16 protein-coding genes and 1 pseudogene are annotated in these 18,248 nt (G+C 37.3%); 3 read left to right on the top strand and 14 right to left on the bottom strand.

Features of this window, described 5'->3' with window-relative positions; genetic code table 11:
* Window positions 1–9 precede the first annotated feature (9 nt).
* Window positions 10–204, bottom strand: coding sequence for a hypothetical protein (locus B176_RS0108165; RefSeq protein ID WP_017258311.1), 195 nt, complete (start codon window positions 202–204; stop codon window positions 10–12).
* A 283-nt stretch (window positions 205–487) separates the two neighbouring features.
* On the opposite strand from B176_RS0108165, the gene folB reads away from it, so the two are divergent.
* A complete protein-coding gene (folB, locus tag B176_RS0108160; protein WP_017258310.1) occupies window positions 488–856 on the top strand; it encodes a dihydroneopterin aldolase in 369 nt (122 codons plus the stop codon).
* Window positions 857–1,223: 367 nt separating this feature from the next.
* Here folB and B176_RS0108155 read toward each other — a convergent pair whose 3' ends face one another.
* The 10 genes from B176_RS0108155 to B176_RS0108115 form a co-directional block, all read right to left on the bottom strand.
* Window positions 1,224–3,710: a heavy metal translocating P-type ATPase gene (locus B176_RS0108155; protein ID WP_017258309.1), complete on the bottom strand. Its 2,487-nt coding sequence runs from the start codon at window positions 3,708–3,710 to the stop codon at window positions 1,224–1,226.
* 122 nt (window positions 3,711–3,832) lie between these two features.
* A complete protein-coding gene (locus tag B176_RS21395; protein WP_083852697.1) occupies window positions 3,833–4,204 on the bottom strand; it encodes a DUF6122 family protein in 372 nt (123 codons plus the stop codon).
* A 127-nt stretch (window positions 4,205–4,331) separates the two neighbouring features.
* The gene (locus B176_RS0108150; protein WP_017258308.1) at window positions 4,332–5,501 is read right to left on the bottom strand and encodes a beta-ketoacyl synthase N-terminal-like domain-containing protein; all 1,170 of its coding nucleotides are present in this window, start codon (window positions 5,499–5,501) and stop codon (window positions 4,332–4,334) included.
* Between the two features lie 257 nt (window positions 5,502–5,758).
* Window positions 5,759–6,952: a mannonate dehydratase gene (gene uxuA / locus B176_RS0108145; RefSeq protein WP_017258307.1), complete on the bottom strand. Its 1,194-nt coding sequence runs from the start codon at window positions 6,950–6,952 to the stop codon at window positions 5,759–5,761.
* 169 nt (window positions 6,953–7,121) lie between these two features.
* A complete protein-coding gene (locus B176_RS0108140) occupies window positions 7,122–7,427 on the bottom strand; it encodes a DUF3817 domain-containing protein (RefSeq protein ID WP_017258306.1) in 306 nt (101 codons plus the stop codon).
* A 4-nt stretch (window positions 7,428–7,431) separates the two neighbouring features.
* Window positions 7,432–8,625, bottom strand: coding sequence for a THUMP-like domain-containing protein (locus tag B176_RS0108135; RefSeq protein WP_017258305.1), 1,194 nt, complete (start codon window positions 8,623–8,625; stop codon window positions 7,432–7,434).
* Window positions 8,622–9,875, bottom strand: coding sequence for an aspartate kinase (locus B176_RS0108130; protein ID WP_017258304.1), 1,254 nt, complete (start codon window positions 9,873–9,875; stop codon window positions 8,622–8,624). Before B176_RS0108130 ends, B176_RS0108135 begins: the two co-directional genes overlap by 4 nt.
* Window positions 9,875–10,714, bottom strand: coding sequence for a DUF3298 and DUF4163 domain-containing protein (locus B176_RS0108125; RefSeq protein WP_017258303.1), 840 nt, complete (start codon window positions 10,712–10,714; stop codon window positions 9,875–9,877). Before B176_RS0108125 ends, B176_RS0108130 begins: the two co-directional genes overlap by 1 nt.
* A 1-nt stretch (window position 10,715) precedes the next feature.
* A complete protein-coding gene (locus B176_RS0108120; RefSeq protein ID WP_017258302.1) occupies window positions 10,716–11,180 on the bottom strand; it encodes a GNAT family N-acetyltransferase in 465 nt (154 codons plus the stop codon).
* Window positions 11,181–11,335: 155 nt separating this feature from the next.
* Window positions 11,336–12,010, bottom strand: coding sequence for a YggS family pyridoxal phosphate-dependent enzyme (locus B176_RS0108115; protein ID WP_017258301.1), 675 nt, complete (start codon window positions 12,008–12,010; stop codon window positions 11,336–11,338).
* Window positions 12,011–12,110: 100 nt separating this feature from the next.
* On the opposite strand from B176_RS0108115, the gene B176_RS0108110 reads away from it, so the two are divergent.
* Both B176_RS0108110 and B176_RS0108105 read left to right on the top strand, forming a co-directional pair.
* Complete coding sequence (locus tag B176_RS0108110; protein ID WP_161603018.1) at window positions 12,111–12,695, top strand: DUF4296 domain-containing protein; 585 nt, start codon at window positions 12,111–12,113, stop codon at window positions 12,693–12,695.
* Complete coding sequence (locus tag B176_RS0108105) at window positions 12,676–15,045, top strand: endonuclease MutS2 (RefSeq protein ID WP_017258299.1); 2,370 nt, start codon at window positions 12,676–12,678, stop codon at window positions 15,043–15,045. The genes B176_RS0108110 and B176_RS0108105 overlap by 20 nt, the downstream gene beginning before the upstream one ends.
* Window positions 15,046–15,204: 159 nt before the next feature.
* Here the strand turns inward: B176_RS0108105 and msrB are convergent, their stop codons facing one another.
* The 3 genes and pseudogenes from msrB to B176_RS21385 form a co-directional block, all read right to left on the bottom strand.
* Window positions 15,205–15,717 carry a peptide-methionine (R)-S-oxide reductase MsrB gene (msrB, locus tag B176_RS0108100; RefSeq protein ID WP_017258298.1) on the bottom strand — a complete coding sequence of 171 codons (513 nt, stop codon included), beginning with the start codon at window positions 15,715–15,717 and terminating at the stop codon, window positions 15,205–15,207.
* A gap of 51 nt (window positions 15,718–15,768) precedes the next feature.
* Window positions 15,769–17,214, bottom strand: a complete 1,446-nt coding sequence (locus B176_RS21390; RefSeq protein ID WP_051130016.1) for a BamA/TamA family outer membrane protein — start codon at window positions 17,212–17,214, stop codon at window positions 15,769–15,771.
* Window positions 17,172–18,248: pseudogene (locus tag B176_RS21385) on the bottom strand (tolB protein precursor); the annotation flags it as partial. The pseudogene B176_RS21385 and the gene B176_RS21390, both read right to left, overlap by 43 nt.

The following is an 18,248-nucleotide window of genomic DNA, read 5'->3' as shown; positions in this document are numbered from 1 at the left end:
GTTATTGAGTTATTTCTCCTTTTTTAGCAAGTGAATTTCCGTGTTAATTGCATTGATGCTATCTAAAATTGCTTCGTTTTGGTCATTTAATTTTCTGATTTCTTGTTCCAGTTTTTCATCTCTGATTTTTGAACGACCTTCTGGCGATGATGCTTTATTACAGGCACTCATTGCTAGCAATAAAATAATGGCAATTGCTTTCATAATTTATTTTTCACTATTAGTTGTTTAAAGCGTTTAAACATTACATCAAATAAAAAATAAATTAATAACCATTTTGTAGATCTAAAGTGCAGTTTCAACGCCACTAACACAAGTGCTTTTATCCAGATACTGGTGTGTATAGATTTTGAAACCTCATTAAGCTCATCGTTTTTTCGGTTTTGATTAGTATAACTAATCCAATCATAGGGTTAATTCTTATCAAATTTAATAAATACTCACCGATATTATTTTGATTTAAATCTATTAACCATCATCTTTGAACATGAGTGAAACTTTAGCAACCGTTGGTTTAAATGGCGTGAAATTTAATGCAGCAATTGGTTGGTATCCCGAAGAACAGATTTTTAAAAACAACTTTATAGTTGATTTGTCGGTTAGTTTTAAAGCGAGCAAACCTTTTACCGAAGATAATTTAGGGCAAAGTATAGATTATATGCAATTGCATGAAATATGTAGAGAAGCTTTTGTTGAAGAAGTTAAGTTGATTGAATCTGTTGCTCAAAAAATTATTGATAAAATCATCGCTAGATTTCCAAGGGTACAGCAAGTAACTATTACTATTAAAAAGTTAAGTCCGCCTGTTAAAGCGCAGATAGAGAGTGTGTTTGTTAGTTTAATTTATAACAAATAAGAGAAGATGTAGTGTTCTTGCGTTAACGGTAGAATTTTGGGATACCACATCTAGTGAACGTGGCATCGGTTGATAAAAAAAAATTATGTCAATAAAGTAAAGCAGAATTCACTTGAATTTGATGCGTGGAATCAAGCAGGTTTTTGATCCGAGTGGAATAGGGCTTTCTGCTTCGACTGAGTTTATTCTGAGCGTATCGAAATGCTCAGCAGGACCTTGTTAATAAAACAATAAAAATGTCAATGATAACGAAGCGAAACATCACACAAGCAGGTGCTTTAGCATGGCAACCTAGCGTGTAAAATGTCTCATATCCTTACATGACGGGGGGTGACAGGAAAATAAGCTTTTTTACACCTCCTCAAATCTACAAATCAATACTTTTCAATCTCAAGGAATTCGCAATTACAGATACAGAGCTAAAACTCATCGCCAAAGCGGCAATCATCGGCGAAAGCAACATTCCAAAAACGGGATATAAAACACCTGCTGCAATTGGGATTCCGATTACGTTATAGGCTAAAGCGAAGAATAAGTTCTCTTTAATATTCCTCATTACTTTATGACTCAGTAGTTTTGCTTTTGCAATTCCGTTTAAATCGCCTTTCACTAAGGTTATTGAAGCACTTTCAATGGCTACGTCTGTTCCTGTTCCCATGGCAATTCCAATATTTGCTTGCGAAAGGGCAGGAGCATCGTTAATTCCGTCGCCCGCCATGACTACTTTTTTACCTTCGTTTTGTAAACGTTTGATTTCTTCTAATTTATCTTGTGGCAACATCTGGGCTTTGTAACCATTTAAACCTAGGTTTTCACTTACTGCTTTTGCCGTAGCTTCATTGTCTCCGGTAAACATAAATACCTGTAAACCTTCATTTTGTAGTTTTTTAATTGCAGTCTTACTTTCGGGTTTAATCTTGTCTGATATCACCACAAAACCAATGGTTTTTTTGTTTATGGCTAAGTATGAAACGGTTTTGCCTTTCTCTTGTTCCTGCTTTACGGATTTTGCTAATTCATCAGAGATTGATGCATTTATCTGCTCCATCAACTTTTGGTTCCCTAAAGCTAACTCATCGCCGTTAAGGTTGCCAATTACGCCTTTACCTGTAACCGCTTCAAAGTTTTTGATTTCTTTGGTTTCGATATTCTTTTCTTCGGCATATTTTAAAGTTGCATGTGCCAAAGGATGTTCACTACTGCTGTTTAAAGAAGCAATTAGCATCGTTAAATCTTCTTCGGAACGTTCTGAATTATAGCTTATGATTTGTTCTACAGACGGTTTTCCTTCGGTAATTGTACCGGTTTTATCAATTACCAGCACATCCATCTCGTTCATTTTTTCCAAAGCTTCAGCATTTTTAATTAAAACGCCAGCTGTTGCTCCTTTACCCACGCCAACCATCACAGCCATGGGGGTAGCCAATCCTAAAGCACAAGGACAAGCAATAATCAACACGGCTATCGCATTTACGAACGCAAAAACGTAAGCTGGATCTGGTCCGAAAATAGCCCAAACAATAAAAGTAATAACGCATACCAAAACCACAATAGGCACAAAGTAGCCCGAGATTCTATCAGCTAATTTTTGAATCGGCGCCTTTGAACGACTGGCGTTGTTGACCATCTCAATAATCTGCGAAAGCAAAGTTTCTGCACCCACTTTTTCGGCCGTCATCACAAAGGAACGGTTGCCATTTATGGTTCCAGCATTCACTTTATCACCGTCATTTTTTTCTACGGGAATAGGCTCACCAGAAATCATCGATTCATCAATAATAGGGTTGCCATCTTTGATACTTCCATCCACAGGAACTTTTTCTCCGGGTTTTACCCTGATCAAATCACCAATTTCCACATCGTCTATAGCAACTTTTTGTTCCTTGCCGTCTATGATTTTAACAGCTGTATTTGGAGCTAATTTTAAAAGCTCTTTTATGGCGCTATTGGTTTTGCTATGTGCTCTTGCTTCTAAAAGTTGTCCCAATAAAACCAGTGTAAGTATAACCGTTGCGGCTTCGAAGTAAACATAAACTGTACCTGCATGGCTTTTAAACTGATCGGGGAAAACATCGGGAAAAAACAAAGCCACCAAGCTAAAAAGCCAGGCAACGCCAGAACCAATCCCGATAAGGGTGAACATGTTCAGATTCCAAGTTACTACGGAGCGCCATGCTCTTTCGAAAAACATCCAACAGGCGTAAAAAACCACTGGAATAGATAAAGCGAACTGCATCCAATCCCAATATTTTAAATCCATTATTTTATAGATCGGATTGTTTGGAATCATATCCGACATGGCAATTAAAAATATAGGCAAGGTAAACCCGACAGCAATTTTAAATTTGCGAACCAACTTATCGTAGGCGGCATTATCCTCGTTCTCTTTTGGTTCCATGGGGACTAAATCCATCCCACAGATGGGGCAATCACCAGGTTGATCTTTAACAACCTCGGGGTGCATTGGACAAGTGAATTTTGTTTTTTCGGTAACTGCTTCGGGTACTAAATCCATTCCACAGACTGGGCAATCGCCCGGTTTATCATAGGTTTTATCTCCCTCGCAATGCATGGGGCAGTAATAAACCGCTCCTTTAATTGCTTTTTGCGGTATTTTTTTTATTGGGGAGGCTTGGTGCTCATTACTATAGCAAGATTTATTTTTTAGCGTGTAGTGTGTTCCTAATTCCTCTTGGAGTTTTTCGATGGTGATGGGTTCTTCTGTTTCAACCTCAGCTTGTGGTGGATCTAAACTTACCGTTGCTTTTACACCTTCAATTGCATTCAATTTATTTTCAACGTTGGTTCTGCAGCCGTTACAGCTCATCCCATCAACGATATAGGTCTGTTTCATGATTGTTTTGTGTTTAAATTGTTTTCCCGTAATACGGAAGCAAGTATTGCTCCAACAAAAACAAACTTACAAAACGATTACCGGCAAGTGGTGTGCTAAAGTCTGATAGATATCATTTTATCTTAAAAATGGCTATGGAAACCGCTAAGAATAAGACCGCTAATTAAACAATCCTTACAGTGGCTAAAAGTGATGAGGCAATCTAAGGAATCGGTAAAAACATGTAGTACTAAGCCAATGCCAATGATACTGAACGGCTTACGAAAGAATAGCAAAGCAAAATAAAAAGGGATGATGTAAAAGCTATGGAGCGGATGAAATCCGATACTACATCGGTCTGGCTGAAATATAGGGTTGGCCAAAAGGTGGTCGAGATCAATCAGCATTGTGGCTAATAGAATTAGGTAGACCTTTTTCCAATCGTTTCTAAAAAAATAGTAAGCGATAAAAAAGGGAACTATAAAATGTAAGGAATAATGAATTATAGTTTGCATTTTTCTGATCTATCAGTGCTTTAAATTTAGAAATATATTTTTGACTTTTGATCAGCTTGCTTACCATCACAAGACTATTGCCACGAAGAAAATAACTCCCTCTCCTTCGGAGAGGGTTGGGGTGAGGCTACCCCGCTTTTTCAATAATAATACTCGCTGCATTTCCTCCAAAGCCAACCGCATTAATCATTATTTTTTTTAGCGCTCTATCTTGATTTTGAGCTTGCAAATAAGGCGGAGCTATAAATTGGTTATGCTGTATCATCAACAGCGCCATCTCTAAACTCAAAGCGCCGGAAGCGCCAAAAGTATGTCCCAGTTTCCATTTATTGCAGGTTAATAGCGGGAGATGATTCCCGAAAACAGCTTCAATGGCTTTCATTTCTGCAACATCGCCTAAAACGGTACCTGGTGAATGCATTATAACTACATCAATTGATTGTGGATTGTGGTTTTTCAATGCTTTTTGCATGGCTTTTTGCATACACGTTGCATCTGCAGATAGGGAAGCTCCGTTTTTTATAATTTCCACACCGTAGCCTATACCGGTAATATTTGCAATGGCATTTTCTGGATTTGCTTCTAAACTGAAACAGGCAGCGCCTTCCCCTAAAATCATGGAGCTTTTCTGTTTATCTAAATCCATCGCCTTACAAGGAAAGTCCTCGGTTGAGCTGGAATAAATTTTTAAAGCTTTCATCTGTGCTAAGGTGAAAGGCGTTAATGGCGCTTCGCTTCCGCCAGCTAAAAAATGATCGGTGTAGCCAGAAGTAATCCAAACTACTGCGTTGATTATGGCATGTAATGCCGTACTGCAAGTAATGGAATGTGATATTGCTGGTCCATCTGTTCCTAAATCTGTAGCAACCCAACTCGCAATGTTTCCTAACGTTGTAGCAGGCGAACAAAGCGGATAAGTTTCTTTTTCCTGACTGGCGATAAAATCGGCGTGGTATTTTTCGAAAAGGGTGGTGGCTCCTCGAGATGAACCGATATTTATTCCAAATTCTTTATCGTTATTATTCCAGAGTGCATCTTTTACAGCCAACCTAGAAGCTTGGATAGCGTAAATTACACTTGGATCTAAATTTTTATAAGCGTGTTTCTCGTTTTTTATAGCATAAATTATTTCTTTCGAAGTCTCGGCTAATGGTGCGCACCAATCCTCCTCTTGTAAAAAGGTTTTCTTTTTGAAGAAATGCTGATTGCCTAAATAGTTTTGCCAAATTTCTTTTTTATCTGAACCCAAAGCAGAAACACTTCCCCAACCCGTAATACCAATTTTTGTCGCTTCCATGGGGGCAAATATCTTTATTTATCGTTTAAAAGCCTTCAAAATTTAAATCTACTTGCTGTTTTTTTGTGTATTCAAGGTAATTCATAAAGTATATTAGCATTAATAGTTTATTCTGAATAGCTTATTTTCACGCTCAGATTAAAAACAACGATAATCTAAACGGTTTTTTTATGTTTTTTCGGTTAGGTATTGGAGATTACAGAAACAAAAAAAGCTGTTCCCAAAGAGAAACAGCCTATATAATCGCAATTAAAAAATTAATTTCCTCTAATTCCCAGTTCTAAGCCTCGTAATTCTGCAAGACCTTTTAATCGGCCAATTACAGAATAGCCAGGATAGGTATTGCGGTTAAAATCATCTAAAATCAAATGGCCATGATCAGGGCGCATTGGAATATTTACAATTCCTTTTCCGCTAGCAACTCTTTTCTCTTGCTCATTCACTACGGCTTTCATAATGGCATACATACTGTTGCTGCCTTCTAAATGTGGCGCTTCATAAAAACTTCCATCAACTTCGCGTTGAACGTTACGTAAATGCCAGAAATGAACTTTATGCCCTAAACGCTCAATCATAGCCGGTAAATCGTTAGCGGGATTTGCACCTAAAGATCCGGTACAAAAAGTAATACCATTACTGTCAGAGTCTACCGCATCAACAATAAACTGCAAATCCTCTTCATCGCAAACAATACGCGGTAAGCCTAAAATAGGAAAGGGAGGGTCGTCTGGGTGGATACACATTTTAATTCCTTCTGCTTCGGCAGTTGGGATAATCCCTTTTAAAAAGTAAGCTAGGTTTTCACGTAACACTGTTTTGTCCACTTTACTATATTTTTCCAGATGTTCATTAAACTCTGGGATGGTAAAAACCTCATCTGTACCTGGCAAGCCAGCCATTATAGTTTCGGTGAGTAGCTTTACCTCATCATCTTTGAGATTTGCTAAGTAAGCTTTGGCTCTTTGCTGTACATCTTCGCTAAATTCAGTAAAAGCTTCCAGGCGCTTTAGGATATACAGATCAAAAGCAGCAAGGGCAATTGCATCATAACGTAAGGCAACTGCTTTGTCTGGTAAGGTAAATCTTAAATGCGTTCTTGTCCAGTCTAATACTGGCATAAAATTATAACAAACTACATTAATGCCAGCTTTTGAAAGGTTTTTTAGCGAGATTTTATAGTGCTCGATATATAAATCTCGCTCAGCGGTTCCAGTTTTAATACTCTCGTGGATGTTCACACTTTCTACCACAGACCATGTTAAACCTGCATCTTCAATCATTTTTTTACGTTCCATAATGTCGGCTTCTGTCCAAACATCTCCACAAGGGATTTGGTGTAAAGCGGTAACAATGCCGGTTGCGCCAGTTTGTTTAATATCCGCCAGTGTAACTTCATCTGCCGGACCAAACCATCTAAAAGTCTGTTCTAATTTTTGATCGTTCTTATTCATTTCGGTTAGTAAATTCTTTTTAACTGTATAGATAGCTTAAAGTTGGTTTTCTGTCGTCCTGTTGAAGAACGGTTATTTACGTTTACACGGATTGTTGTGGCGTATGCAACTTTGAGAACCAGCTCGTTTTAGTTATTAAGTTGTATTAAGGGGAAAGGAAAGCGCTTGCTTAGGCAGGGATTTTTGCTAAAACTTTTTTATCAACGTAGAAGGTTGCAAAGGGAAAAAAGCTAGCTATGCTTACCCAAAAAATCTTTTTTAAACTCCAGTTATAATTAACAGCAAATAGGATTGTATAGGCCACATATGCTAAAAACAGTGCACCGTGTATGGGTCCAAAGATTTTAGACACTATTGGGTTTTCAAAATAATACTTCATAGGCATTGCAATAAATATCAACACCAAAAGTGTGATACCTTCTAAAAAGCAAATTAACCTGAACTGTCCAATACTAGATTTTAAATTCTCAATCATTATTTTAAGCGTTTGTTTGTAATTTTGTAGCGTGGATTACTATTTTTTGGTCTTTATAATTAGTGCTAAAAAACAAAAAATCGTTTCCACCATCTTTCAGTTTAAATTGCTTCTTTAGCTCGTCGGGCTTTAAATTGAAATTTCTACAAACTAAGTTAATTTGTTTGGGAACTTGTGCCTTTGTAAAGTCATTAAACAAAATAGTTTTTACAATTTTAAATCGCTTACCGGGGAAATCAATCAATTCGTTTGAAGTGTAAATATGACTATGTTGATGAACTTTTGTAACCGGATAACGTTCTGTCAGCAATTTAAACATGCCTGCTTTTAATAAAGATGCATCAGGCTCGTATAAGTAATTCAATAGCTTTCCGGCCTTACTTTCTGCATTTCGCTCTTCGGCCAAAGTAAAACTGATTACTTTACTGTCCTGAGCGTTTAAAACCACACAATTTATAGTAGGTTCAGCAACAGCATCTTGTTCTAATACAAAAAGCAGCTCTTTACATTCGTTTTTTAAGCTCACTACATGCACTTCGCTAACGTTTTTCAAATCTTTTAAAGCCGATTGGATATCAAGCATTGGCGCTGCTTTGATTATTACACGTTTGGCTTTTTTTAGATACAATGCTTGGTTGGCAAGCACATCGGGTTCGCAATCTTTCAACATAAATACGCGTCCTGCATTTGCTCTACGAGACGGGTCGATATAAATGGTTTCGAAAAATTCTTCGCTATCTTTTAAAACCGCAGTGCTATCACCAACTACAGTGGTGACGTTTTTAATTCCCAAAACTTCGAAATTGTGTTTTACAATTTCTGAGAGTTCTTCGTTGGTTTCGCAATGCGTAACCGAATTTGCGTTTTGTGCAAAGTAATAGGTGTCAGAACCAAAACCGCCGGTTAAATCTATCAGGGAACCGTTGCTGATTAAGGAAGCTTTGTAATTTGCCGTAACTTCTGATGATGCTTGCTCTAAATTTAATTTTGGCGGATAAATAATGCCATTGGTTTTATACCAGGTTGATAGCTTTTTTACCGCTTTGTTTTTGCTTTCTATTTGTGTGGCAATTGTTTTAATGTCAACATCGGCAAAGGGAGAACCTTTTAATATGATTTTTGATAAATCTGTTTTTAGGTTTTTATTTATAAAATCCTGAACTTCTTTGCTGATTAGCTTTTTAAACAATTCCCTCATACCTTAATTACAAAATGAGCAGTATTTCTGTTCCGCTCCTCTAAATAAATCTCTCCGCTTACGTGTTTTTTTATCGCTTCGTTATTTGGATGACGGATGGTAATTAATTTTAAATCCGTGTTATATCGTAAATCTAAGTCGGCAGATAATAAAGTCTTAAATCTATCGAATTTATTCTCATCAAAGTCAAAACTAGCCGAGAAAGTTAATGCAGAGATTTGCAAGGTGTTTACCTTAATATAAGCATCGGCGAAAGCCTTGAAAATATCACTAACCTGATTCTCGGTTACAAAAGCCAGATCTTTGGTGTGCAGTGTAATTAATACCTGACTGTTTTTAACGATGATGATAGGAGTAGAGATGGCAATTGTAGCTTCTCTAATTACTGTTCCCGATTCGTGAGGGGCTAAAAAAGGCTTCACATAAAGTGGGATATGTTTGTTTTGTAATGGCTTAATTGTTTTTGGGTGAATAACGGTAGCGCCATAATAAGTCATTTCTATGGCTTCCTCGTAAGAGAGCTCATCAAATTTGATACAATCATCAAACAGTTTAGGATCGGCATTTAAAATCCCAGACACATCTTTCCAAACGGTTACACTTTCCGCATTTAAACACGATGCAAAAATAGCGGCGGTGTAATCAGAACCTTCTCTGCCTAGGGTTGTGGTGAAGTTTTCTGAAGTGTTGCCAATGAAACCTTGGGTAACAGCAAAACCGTTTGCTAATATTTTAGGAATGTCTTTCTGAATCAATTCCGAGGTTTTATCCCAGTTGATATGTGCTTCTCGGTAAACGTTATCTGTTTGAATATAAGAACGAGCATCTAACCATTTTGTAGTTAAACCGATGTGATTTAAGTACTGACCAATAATTTTACTGGAAACCAACTCGCCTATAGATACAATCTGATCGTAAATGAAATCATATTCGTCTACAGGTTCATCCTCAATGATCCAATCAATTTCTACAAAAGTATTGCTCACCTCATCATAAACGGAATGCTGTTGGTCAAAAAGCTGATGGATAATTTCGAAATGATAATTTTTAACTTCCTCAAAAATCTCATGGACATCGTTACGCTGGTTAAAATAGCTTTCTGCCAGTTTTTCTAAGGCGTTTGTGGTTTTGCCCATTGCAGAAACTACAATCAACAGAGGTTTGGATGTATAGGACTGTAATATTGTACCAATATTTTTTATTGCTGTGGCATCTTTTACAGATGCACCTCCAAATTTGAATACTTGCATTATTTGTTAACGTATTTTGAGATAAAGCTATTGGATTTAATAAGGTCTTTTATTGCTACATACGGAATCAACAAATCTGTAGTTCCGTCTGAGTAGGGTTTAATTTCGTAAACATTGTAGGTAAACAATAAACCTTTGGCTGTAATTGCGAAGTTATCATTTAATTTAAAAACCTTGTTTTCAAAAAAGTATTGGTCAAGAGGTTCGTCCGCGGTAATTCCTTCGTCTTTTCTAAAAATAGATGCTGCTACGGCGGTCAATTTCTTATTGTAATCTGCAACCAACAAGTCTTTAAGTGTAAGCTCTTTCTGATTTTTTAAGTCGATATTATGATAAACTGTACTGCCAATACCATGTGCACCACCAGTATAAACATATGTTTCAGCGGTAAATACCACTAAGTTTACGTCTTGAAAAGATACCTTTAAATTTTCGTCCCAAGTGTAACCACCTGGGGCGTCCGGATAATCTTTTTTAAAGTCTAGGTAATCTTTAAAAAATGACTGACTCGCCTTATCTAAGCTATAAGTTTTGTTTCCAGTCCAAGGCTCTGCAGTAACAATGCTTAGAACTTTATTAGACAAATACTTTTGGCTATCTCCAAATTTGGGATAAACGGCTTTAACATAAGCATAATCGCTACTGTCTTTCGGATTGCGACTTTTTTCTGTGGTTTTATAAAAGTGAACAATGCTATATTTTAAACTGTCTTTAAATATAGGCTTGTTAACTGTATCCGTCTCAGTAGTTGATTGATTAGTAGCTTCCGTGTTGGTTGCTTTTTTGTTTTGACAAGCAACAATCGTTAAACAACAGAGTGCAATTACAATAATTCTCATATTAGCTTTTTATTTGCTCATGCGATAAAGAGGCGTTAATCCAACCGCTTTCAAGTCGAGCTTGGTATTTATTATAGAAATTGATTGCTGGCTGATTCCAATCTAGCACTTGCCATACCATACCTTTGTAGTTATGATCTTTTGTTTCTTGAATCACGCGTTCAAATAGCATTCTACCAATTCCTTGCCCACGCATTTTTTCGGTAACAATAAAATCTTCCAAATATAAACGCGAACCTTTCCAGGTTGAGTACCGGATGTAATAAAGTGCAAAACCTTCTATATTACCATCGCAAACTGCTACAAAAGCTTTCCAAACTGCATTTTCTTCAAAACCAGCTTTTTTAAATTCGGCTAAGGTTACGGTAACTTCTTCTGGTGATTTCTCATACTCTGCCAATTCACGAATCAGCTCCAGCATTCTTTCGCAATCACTTTCTTTCGCAAACCTGATTTCTGTTTTCATATATAAAGAGCCTCACCCCAGCCCTCTCCGAAGGAGAGGGAGCTACTTGCTAATGGGAATAAATCGTGAACTAAAATTGCCATTTAATAAATATTAATGACCAATGAACTAATTGAACTTAAATTACCATTCGCAAGTACTAATCAACTAACAATCTAACCAACTAAACGACTTCCAAAAATATCGCTACCAATACGTACTAAAGTAGAACCTTGCTCAATGGCTATGCTATAATCGGCAGACATTCCCATAGAAAGCTCTTTAAAGCTGTCCTCGTTTCTAAAATAGCTCGATTTAATCCCTTTAAATAAGGTTTGTAACTCGTAGAACTCTTCTTTAATTTGTTTGGGGTTTTCGCTGTTGGTGGCAATTCCCATTAAACCTACAATCCTAATATTTTTAAGCGCTGTAAATTCTTGTGATTCTAAAAGCTCAATCGCCTCATCAAACCCTAAACCAAACTTAGTTTCCTCATCAGCAATATAAATCTGTAATAAACAATCAATTACACGGTTGTTTTTAAGAGCTTGTTTATTAATCTCTATCAGTAGTTTTAGGCTGTCAACACCATGTATTAAGCTTATAAAAGGTGCGATGTACTTTACCTTATTGCTCTGTAAATGGCCAACTAAATGCCACTGAATGTCTTTAGGTAAAGCTTCGTACTTTTCAAGCATTTCCTGCACTTGGTTTTCTCCAAAAATACGTTGGCCAGCATTGTAAGCTTCTAATATATCTTCGTTGGGTTTAGTCTTAGAAACAGCAACCAATTTAACCGCTACGCTTTCAATTTCGTTCTTTATTGCTTTTATATTGTCTGTAATGCTCATTAATGTTTAATTTTATACGATTATTTGCCAAAAATACGAATGCTTGCGCTATAACACGAACGTAAGTAGCTATGAAATGTTAAGTTTGGCGTTTTATTTTATGAGAAGATTATTATTACTGATTGCTGTTGTACTTTTTTACGTTTCCTGTCAGCAGAATAATGCGCCGAAAGGAGTAATTGAGCGTGGTGAAATGCTAAATGTAATGTTGGATATGCAACTGTCAGATGCAGCTTTGAACCAAGTTTACAACAACGATACCATGAAAATGCAGGCCAGAAGTAGGTATAGTTATGTTTTTGCGAAATATAAAATTGATTCTACTGCTTTTACAAATAGCCTTAAATACTACAGTAAAGATCCAAGCGATTTAGATTTTATGTACACCCAAGTTTCTGATAGCTTAACCCGTTTACAAGAAATTTTGAGACCAAAACACGATAGTTTAAAAATGCAGAAACGTACTTTATATGGATATATACTTAAAAACCTTAAAATAGATTCGTCAAAGGTTATCAATAACTTGAATTACTACACTTTAGATGCTAAAAAATTATATGCCAAATACACACGATCTTCGGATAGCTTAAAGCGCTTGCAAGACAGTATAAAAAAAGAACAGGTAGAAAAAATCAAAAATTTAAAGAAAGCGACAAAGATTAAGCATGATTTATCCACACAATAGTTTACATAAGTTAGGTTTTGATGATATAAAAACCTCAATCAAAAACTTATGTATGAGCGAGATGGGCAGGGGAATGGTGGATAAAATCCAGTTCATGAGCCAATATGACCAGATTAATAAGTTTTTAAGACAAACTTCGGAGTTTAAAAACATTATTGAGAATGATCAGCCTTTACCAATCCAGAGTTTTTACGATATCAAAAGGCTTGCAGAAAAAGCGAAATTAGAAGGCGCTTTTTTAAACGAAGAAGAGGTTTTTCAGATTTATGTTTCCTTGCAAACAGTTTTTGCCGTTATCAGGTATTTTGAAGAAAGAAATGGCTTATACCCGAACTTGGAAGCATTGTTTGAGCATCTTCCGATAGAAAAAGATATCATCAGACATATTGAGGCGGTAATTGACCCTAAGGGTAAGATGAAGCCCAATGCTTCTCGTTTATTGGCAGATATTACAACGGCTATTGCCAAAGCAGAGCAAGAAGCTTTGCGAAAGATTGACCAGATTTATAAAAACGCCCAGACCAATAATTGGGTTGCTGACGGAAGCTTAACGGTTAGAGATGGAAGAATCTGTATCCCAATTTTAGCAGAAAACAAGCGAAAAGTTAAAGGTTTTGTGCATGACGAATCTGCATCGGGGCAAACCGTTTACATTGAACCAGAAGAAGTATTTACGCTCAACAATAAAATCCGAGATTTAGAATTTGAAAAACGCCGGGAAGTGGTGCGTATTTTAACCGAGCTTACCAATCAGTTACGACCTTATGTGCCTATCATTTTTTCGTACCACAGCTTTTTAACCAAATTAGATTTTGTGAGGGCAAAAGCACTTTTTGCAATACAGACTGATGCTGAAATGCCTGTTCTGATGAAAGAGGCTCGTTTAAAACTGATTAATGCCAAACATCCTTTGTTGCTCCTGAGCCATAAAGAGAGCGGTAAATCTGTTGTTCCACTAAATGTTCACTTAGATGAGAAAGTAAGAATATTATTGGTTTCGGGCCCAAACGCGGGAGGGAAGTCTGTAGCGATGAAAACTGTTGGCTTGCTACAGATTATGACCCAGGCTGGTTTATTGATTCCTGCCGATGCAGAATCTGAAGTCGGGATTTTTAAACAGCTTTTCGCAGATATCGGTGATGATCAATCTATTGAAAGTGATTTAAGTACTTACAGTGCGCATCTGTCTAAAATGAAGTACTTTACAGAGCATACCTCTGCTAAAACTTTGATTTTAATTGATGAGTTTGGAACAGGAACCGATCCTTTATTTGGCGGGCCTATTGCCGAAGCGGTATTGGAACAGCTGAACCAGAAACGATGCTTCGGGATGATTACCACCCACTACTCTAATCTAAAACTTTTTGCAAATAGTGCAGAGGGTTTAGAGAATGCATCGATGATTTTCGACAATGAAAAGCTGCAACCGATGTATATGTTAGAAATGGGTAAGCCTGGAAGTTCATACGCTTTTGAAATTGCACAGAAGATTGGATTGTCTAAGCATCTGATTGACCTCGCGAAAAGCAAAATCAGTGTTCAGCAGCGTAAAATAGATACACTTTTAGTGGATTTAGAACGCGATAAAAAAGATGTTTTTGATGCTAAGCTAGCGCTCGATAAACAACAACGAAAATATCAGTCGCTTTTGGAAGAAAACGAAAAACTAAAGGCGTTTTACGATGAAAACAAACGAAATTTAATTAGAGAGGCTAAAACCGAAGCACAGCAGATTATAAAAGACGCCAATAAATTGGTGGAGAATACCATTGCTGGTATAAAGGAATCTAAAGCCGATAAAACCACCACCCAGGAATTAAGGGCAAATTTAAATACGGCGCTTAAGGCAAATGAAATAAAGCCACAAGCTCCAACAAAACAGCAACAAAAGGAAGTTGAAGATATTGAAGTTGGCGACTGGGTTAAAATGCCCGATTCGGAAAATTTGGTTCAGGTTTTAGAAATTGCAAAAGACAACTTGATTGTTGCTTTTGGCGAGTTGCGGTCGGTAGTTAAGAAAAAGAAGGTAGTAAAGGTTTCTAATAAAAGTGTTCCTAAGGCAGTTAAGCGTTTTGGTACGTCGGGCTATACCGAATCTTCCGCAAGTTTTTCTGCAGAGATTGATGTACGCGGAAAAAGAGGTGAGGATGCTTTAGGAGAAATTGAACGTTATTTTGACCGAGCGGTAATGTTTGGTTTTCCGTCATTCAAAGTGATTCACGGTAAAGGAGACGGTATTCTAAGAAAGCTGATTCGCAATTACCTAAAAGCATATCCACAAGTTGCTAAAATGGAAGATGAGCATGTGGATAGAGGAGGTGATGGAATTACTTATGTTTATTTGAGTTAATTTCCGTTTCGTAACCTCGACCTTAGGAGAGGTCTGTAAGTTCCTTTCCTATGTCTCAACTAAAAGTACAAGCTCAAAGCTTGTGAGTAAAAACGGGGTTCAAATTCCATCGCTTTCAGATTCCTCCTCGTACCTCGTTCGGAATGACGGCGTTTAATGTCACTCCGCTGGTACAAACTTCAACGCTGCAGAGTTAACGCAATAACGCAAACCAGTAGGGCCAGGACCATCATTAAAAACATGACCTAAATGTAAACCAGTTTTGGCTTCAATAACTTCATCCCTTGTCATACCGTATGAAGTGTCTTTTGTCCAGATCACTGCAGTATCATTAATTGGTTTTGTGAAACTTGGCCATCCGGTACCAGAGTCAAATTTGTCATCAGAACTAAATAAAGGTTCACCAGTAGCAAGGCTTACGTAAATACCTTTTTTATGATTGTTGTAATATGCATTTTTAAAAGCAGGTTCTGTCCCTTCTTTTACCATAACTTCAAAGGCTTGAGGACCTAAAATCTCTCTCCATTGAGATTCTGATTTCTCTATGGGAAACTTTCCTTTTCTCTCTTCAATAGAACTTGAATTTTCAGAAGTGTTTTTCTTAGATTGACCGCATGAGCTAAGCGCACTAACCGCTAGGGCACACACCAAAATATATTTTAAACTTTTCATGATTTATGTATTTAAACTATATACGATAATAAACGAAAGTCAGATTTTGTTTTACCATCCCGGAGAAAATGCCAATCCGAAAACTGGCTTTTTAACATCTTTACGGTTGAATGGGAAAGCCAAATAAGGTTCCAAAACAAAATAGCCAAAAACGTTTACCCTTGCCGAAATTCCAGCACTATAAGCAGGCACTTTAACACGCGTATCAAAACCTTTACTCGGGTCTGTTGCGTCTAAAAGTGGTGCGCCACTACGACCAAAATCTACTGTTTGACCCTTATCCCAAGCTAAACCAGCATCAAAAAATAAGTTAAGTTCCGAAAAAAGAAACTTTGATGGAATTACGGATAACTTTTCTGGACCGGTAAATGGCAGGCGGACCTCAAAGTTAAGCACTGCAACCCTGTTACCAATCAATTGATCAATGGTAAAACCGTTGGACGATGTACTCACATTGCCGTTATCTCCGTAAAAACTATTAGCCTCATAACCTCTAATCAAATAAGGATAACCTATAAATATTGGGTACAGTTGGTTGTTAGTGTCTCCTAAACGCCCGTAGCCGTAAATTCTACCAGCGAAAGTTACTGGCTTTGCCCTAACGTATTTTCTTAAATCAACCGTTGGTGCGGTATAAGTGTAGGTTCCGAAATACTGCTCAATCCCAATTCTGTAACGGTATCCGTTTAACGGCGATGCTATTCCCGAAACTGAGTTATCACCAACCAACGCAGTATTCAATTGGAAAATAGTATAGGGGTTTAGTCTGTAATTTCCATAACCACTACTGTTATTTTGGTTAGCTGGATCGTTGAATTCTTCTAAAGGAATTTTTCTTTTATCCTGATAGATTGGGTAATAAGTTACCGGATCATAATAAGTACTAAAACGATCTACTCTATAAGAATAATGGGAAGCTCCGGCACCAAACTCCAACCTGGTGATTTTGTTGAACGGATATGCAGTGAAGGCCTGTGCCGATTCTTCGAAAATCCTGATCAGATCAATATATTCTTCAACCGCGGGTTGATTGTATTTAGGGGTTGTTGCATTAAAATCGTACCCGTAAGTACCAAATTGGTAGGGAATATGAGAAACTGCACCACCCCAACTCCAACGGCTCTGCTCGTTTACGTAGGCTATTTGTGCTCCAGCATCATAGATTTCACCATTTACGGTAGCAGCAGCATAAATTTTATTTCTGCTCAATATGTCACTAAAAATTGCCTGTACACCGCCAGATAAGCCAGTGCCAAAACGACTTGTGGAAATCCCTGCGCCGTTATTGGCTATGTAATCTAACTTAAACTGTGGTTTAAATGGAATCCTTTTTACCGAGTCGGTTGGTAAATCATCATAAGCTGCAAAATTCTCTAAGTTTTTGTTGATGATATTTACGCCTACAGAATTTGCCGGGGGCAAAGTAGCAGCTGTCAAATCAACACTATTATTATCTACTGCCTTAGCTGTAAACTCAGTGCTTTTAGCATTGTACAAAGTATAGCGTTGCGCGAGCGATAGTAGGAGTAAACAATATCGTTATCTTTTGAGATACTTAGGGCAGGAGAGTTCTCTGTTATCCCACTAATGCCGGTAAAATAATCTGTAAGCTGTTCTGTTCTAGCACTTGCAAAATTGTAACGGTAAAGATTTCTAAAACCATCTCTGTTTGATAAGAAATAGAGGTTGGTGTCATCATCTGCAAAAAGCGGGTTAAAGTTATTTGCACCAGAGAAAACATTGATATCTGTTATAGATTTAGTTTCCAGATCTAAAACCGCCATTCCCATAGGTATGGTTGATCTAATGTCGTCACTTTTTGCACTCATCCGGTCGGTAGAAAAAACAATTTTTTTACCGTCGCTTGCATATGATGGCTGATAATCAGTATACATATCATCAGTAAGCTGGGTAACTTTTTTAGTGGTTAAATTGTAGCTAAACAAATCACTATGTCCGTTTTTCAAACCCGAAAAGGCAATATTTACCCCATCTGGCGACCAAGTTAAGTTACCGAATTGCTCTACTTCGCCCATTCCCTCGTTTAAAAGGGTTTTTCCATTTTTGATATCTACTATCACTAAGTTATTACGACCTTTTGAGAAAACACTAAAGGCAAATTTCTTACTATCAGGCGACCAAGCTCCGGCAGATTCTATAAAGTTAAACTCATCAATATGGCTGTTGCTGATTTTAGACGTTAGTTTCCGAATTACTTTTCCCGTTTTTGCATCCGCCAAATACAAATCAATTGAAAACAGTTCTCGTTCAGATAAATAGGCTAAATATTTTCCGTCGGGGCTGATGGCCGGAGCTACGTTCATTTCTCCACCTGTGATTGTATCCGCAACGCTAAAACCGATTGGTTTTTGTTCCAGGTCTTTTAAATAGGGCTTATAAGTGTTTTCTAAAGAGCTTTTCCATAATGTGGAAAGCGTTTTGTCATCTAAACCAAAACTTCTACGGATGGCCATTTCGTAACCATATTTGGCGGTAGCTTTAAAGAAAGGAAAAATCGTAGAATCACCATA

Source organism: Pedobacter arcticus A12 (genome assembly GCF_000302595.1).
Lineage (GTDB): Bacteria > Bacteroidota > Bacteroidia > Sphingobacteriales > Sphingobacteriaceae > Pseudopedobacter > Pseudopedobacter arcticus.
Note: the sequence above shows the minus strand (reverse complement) of the source record. Positions and strands in the feature narration are given on the sequence as shown.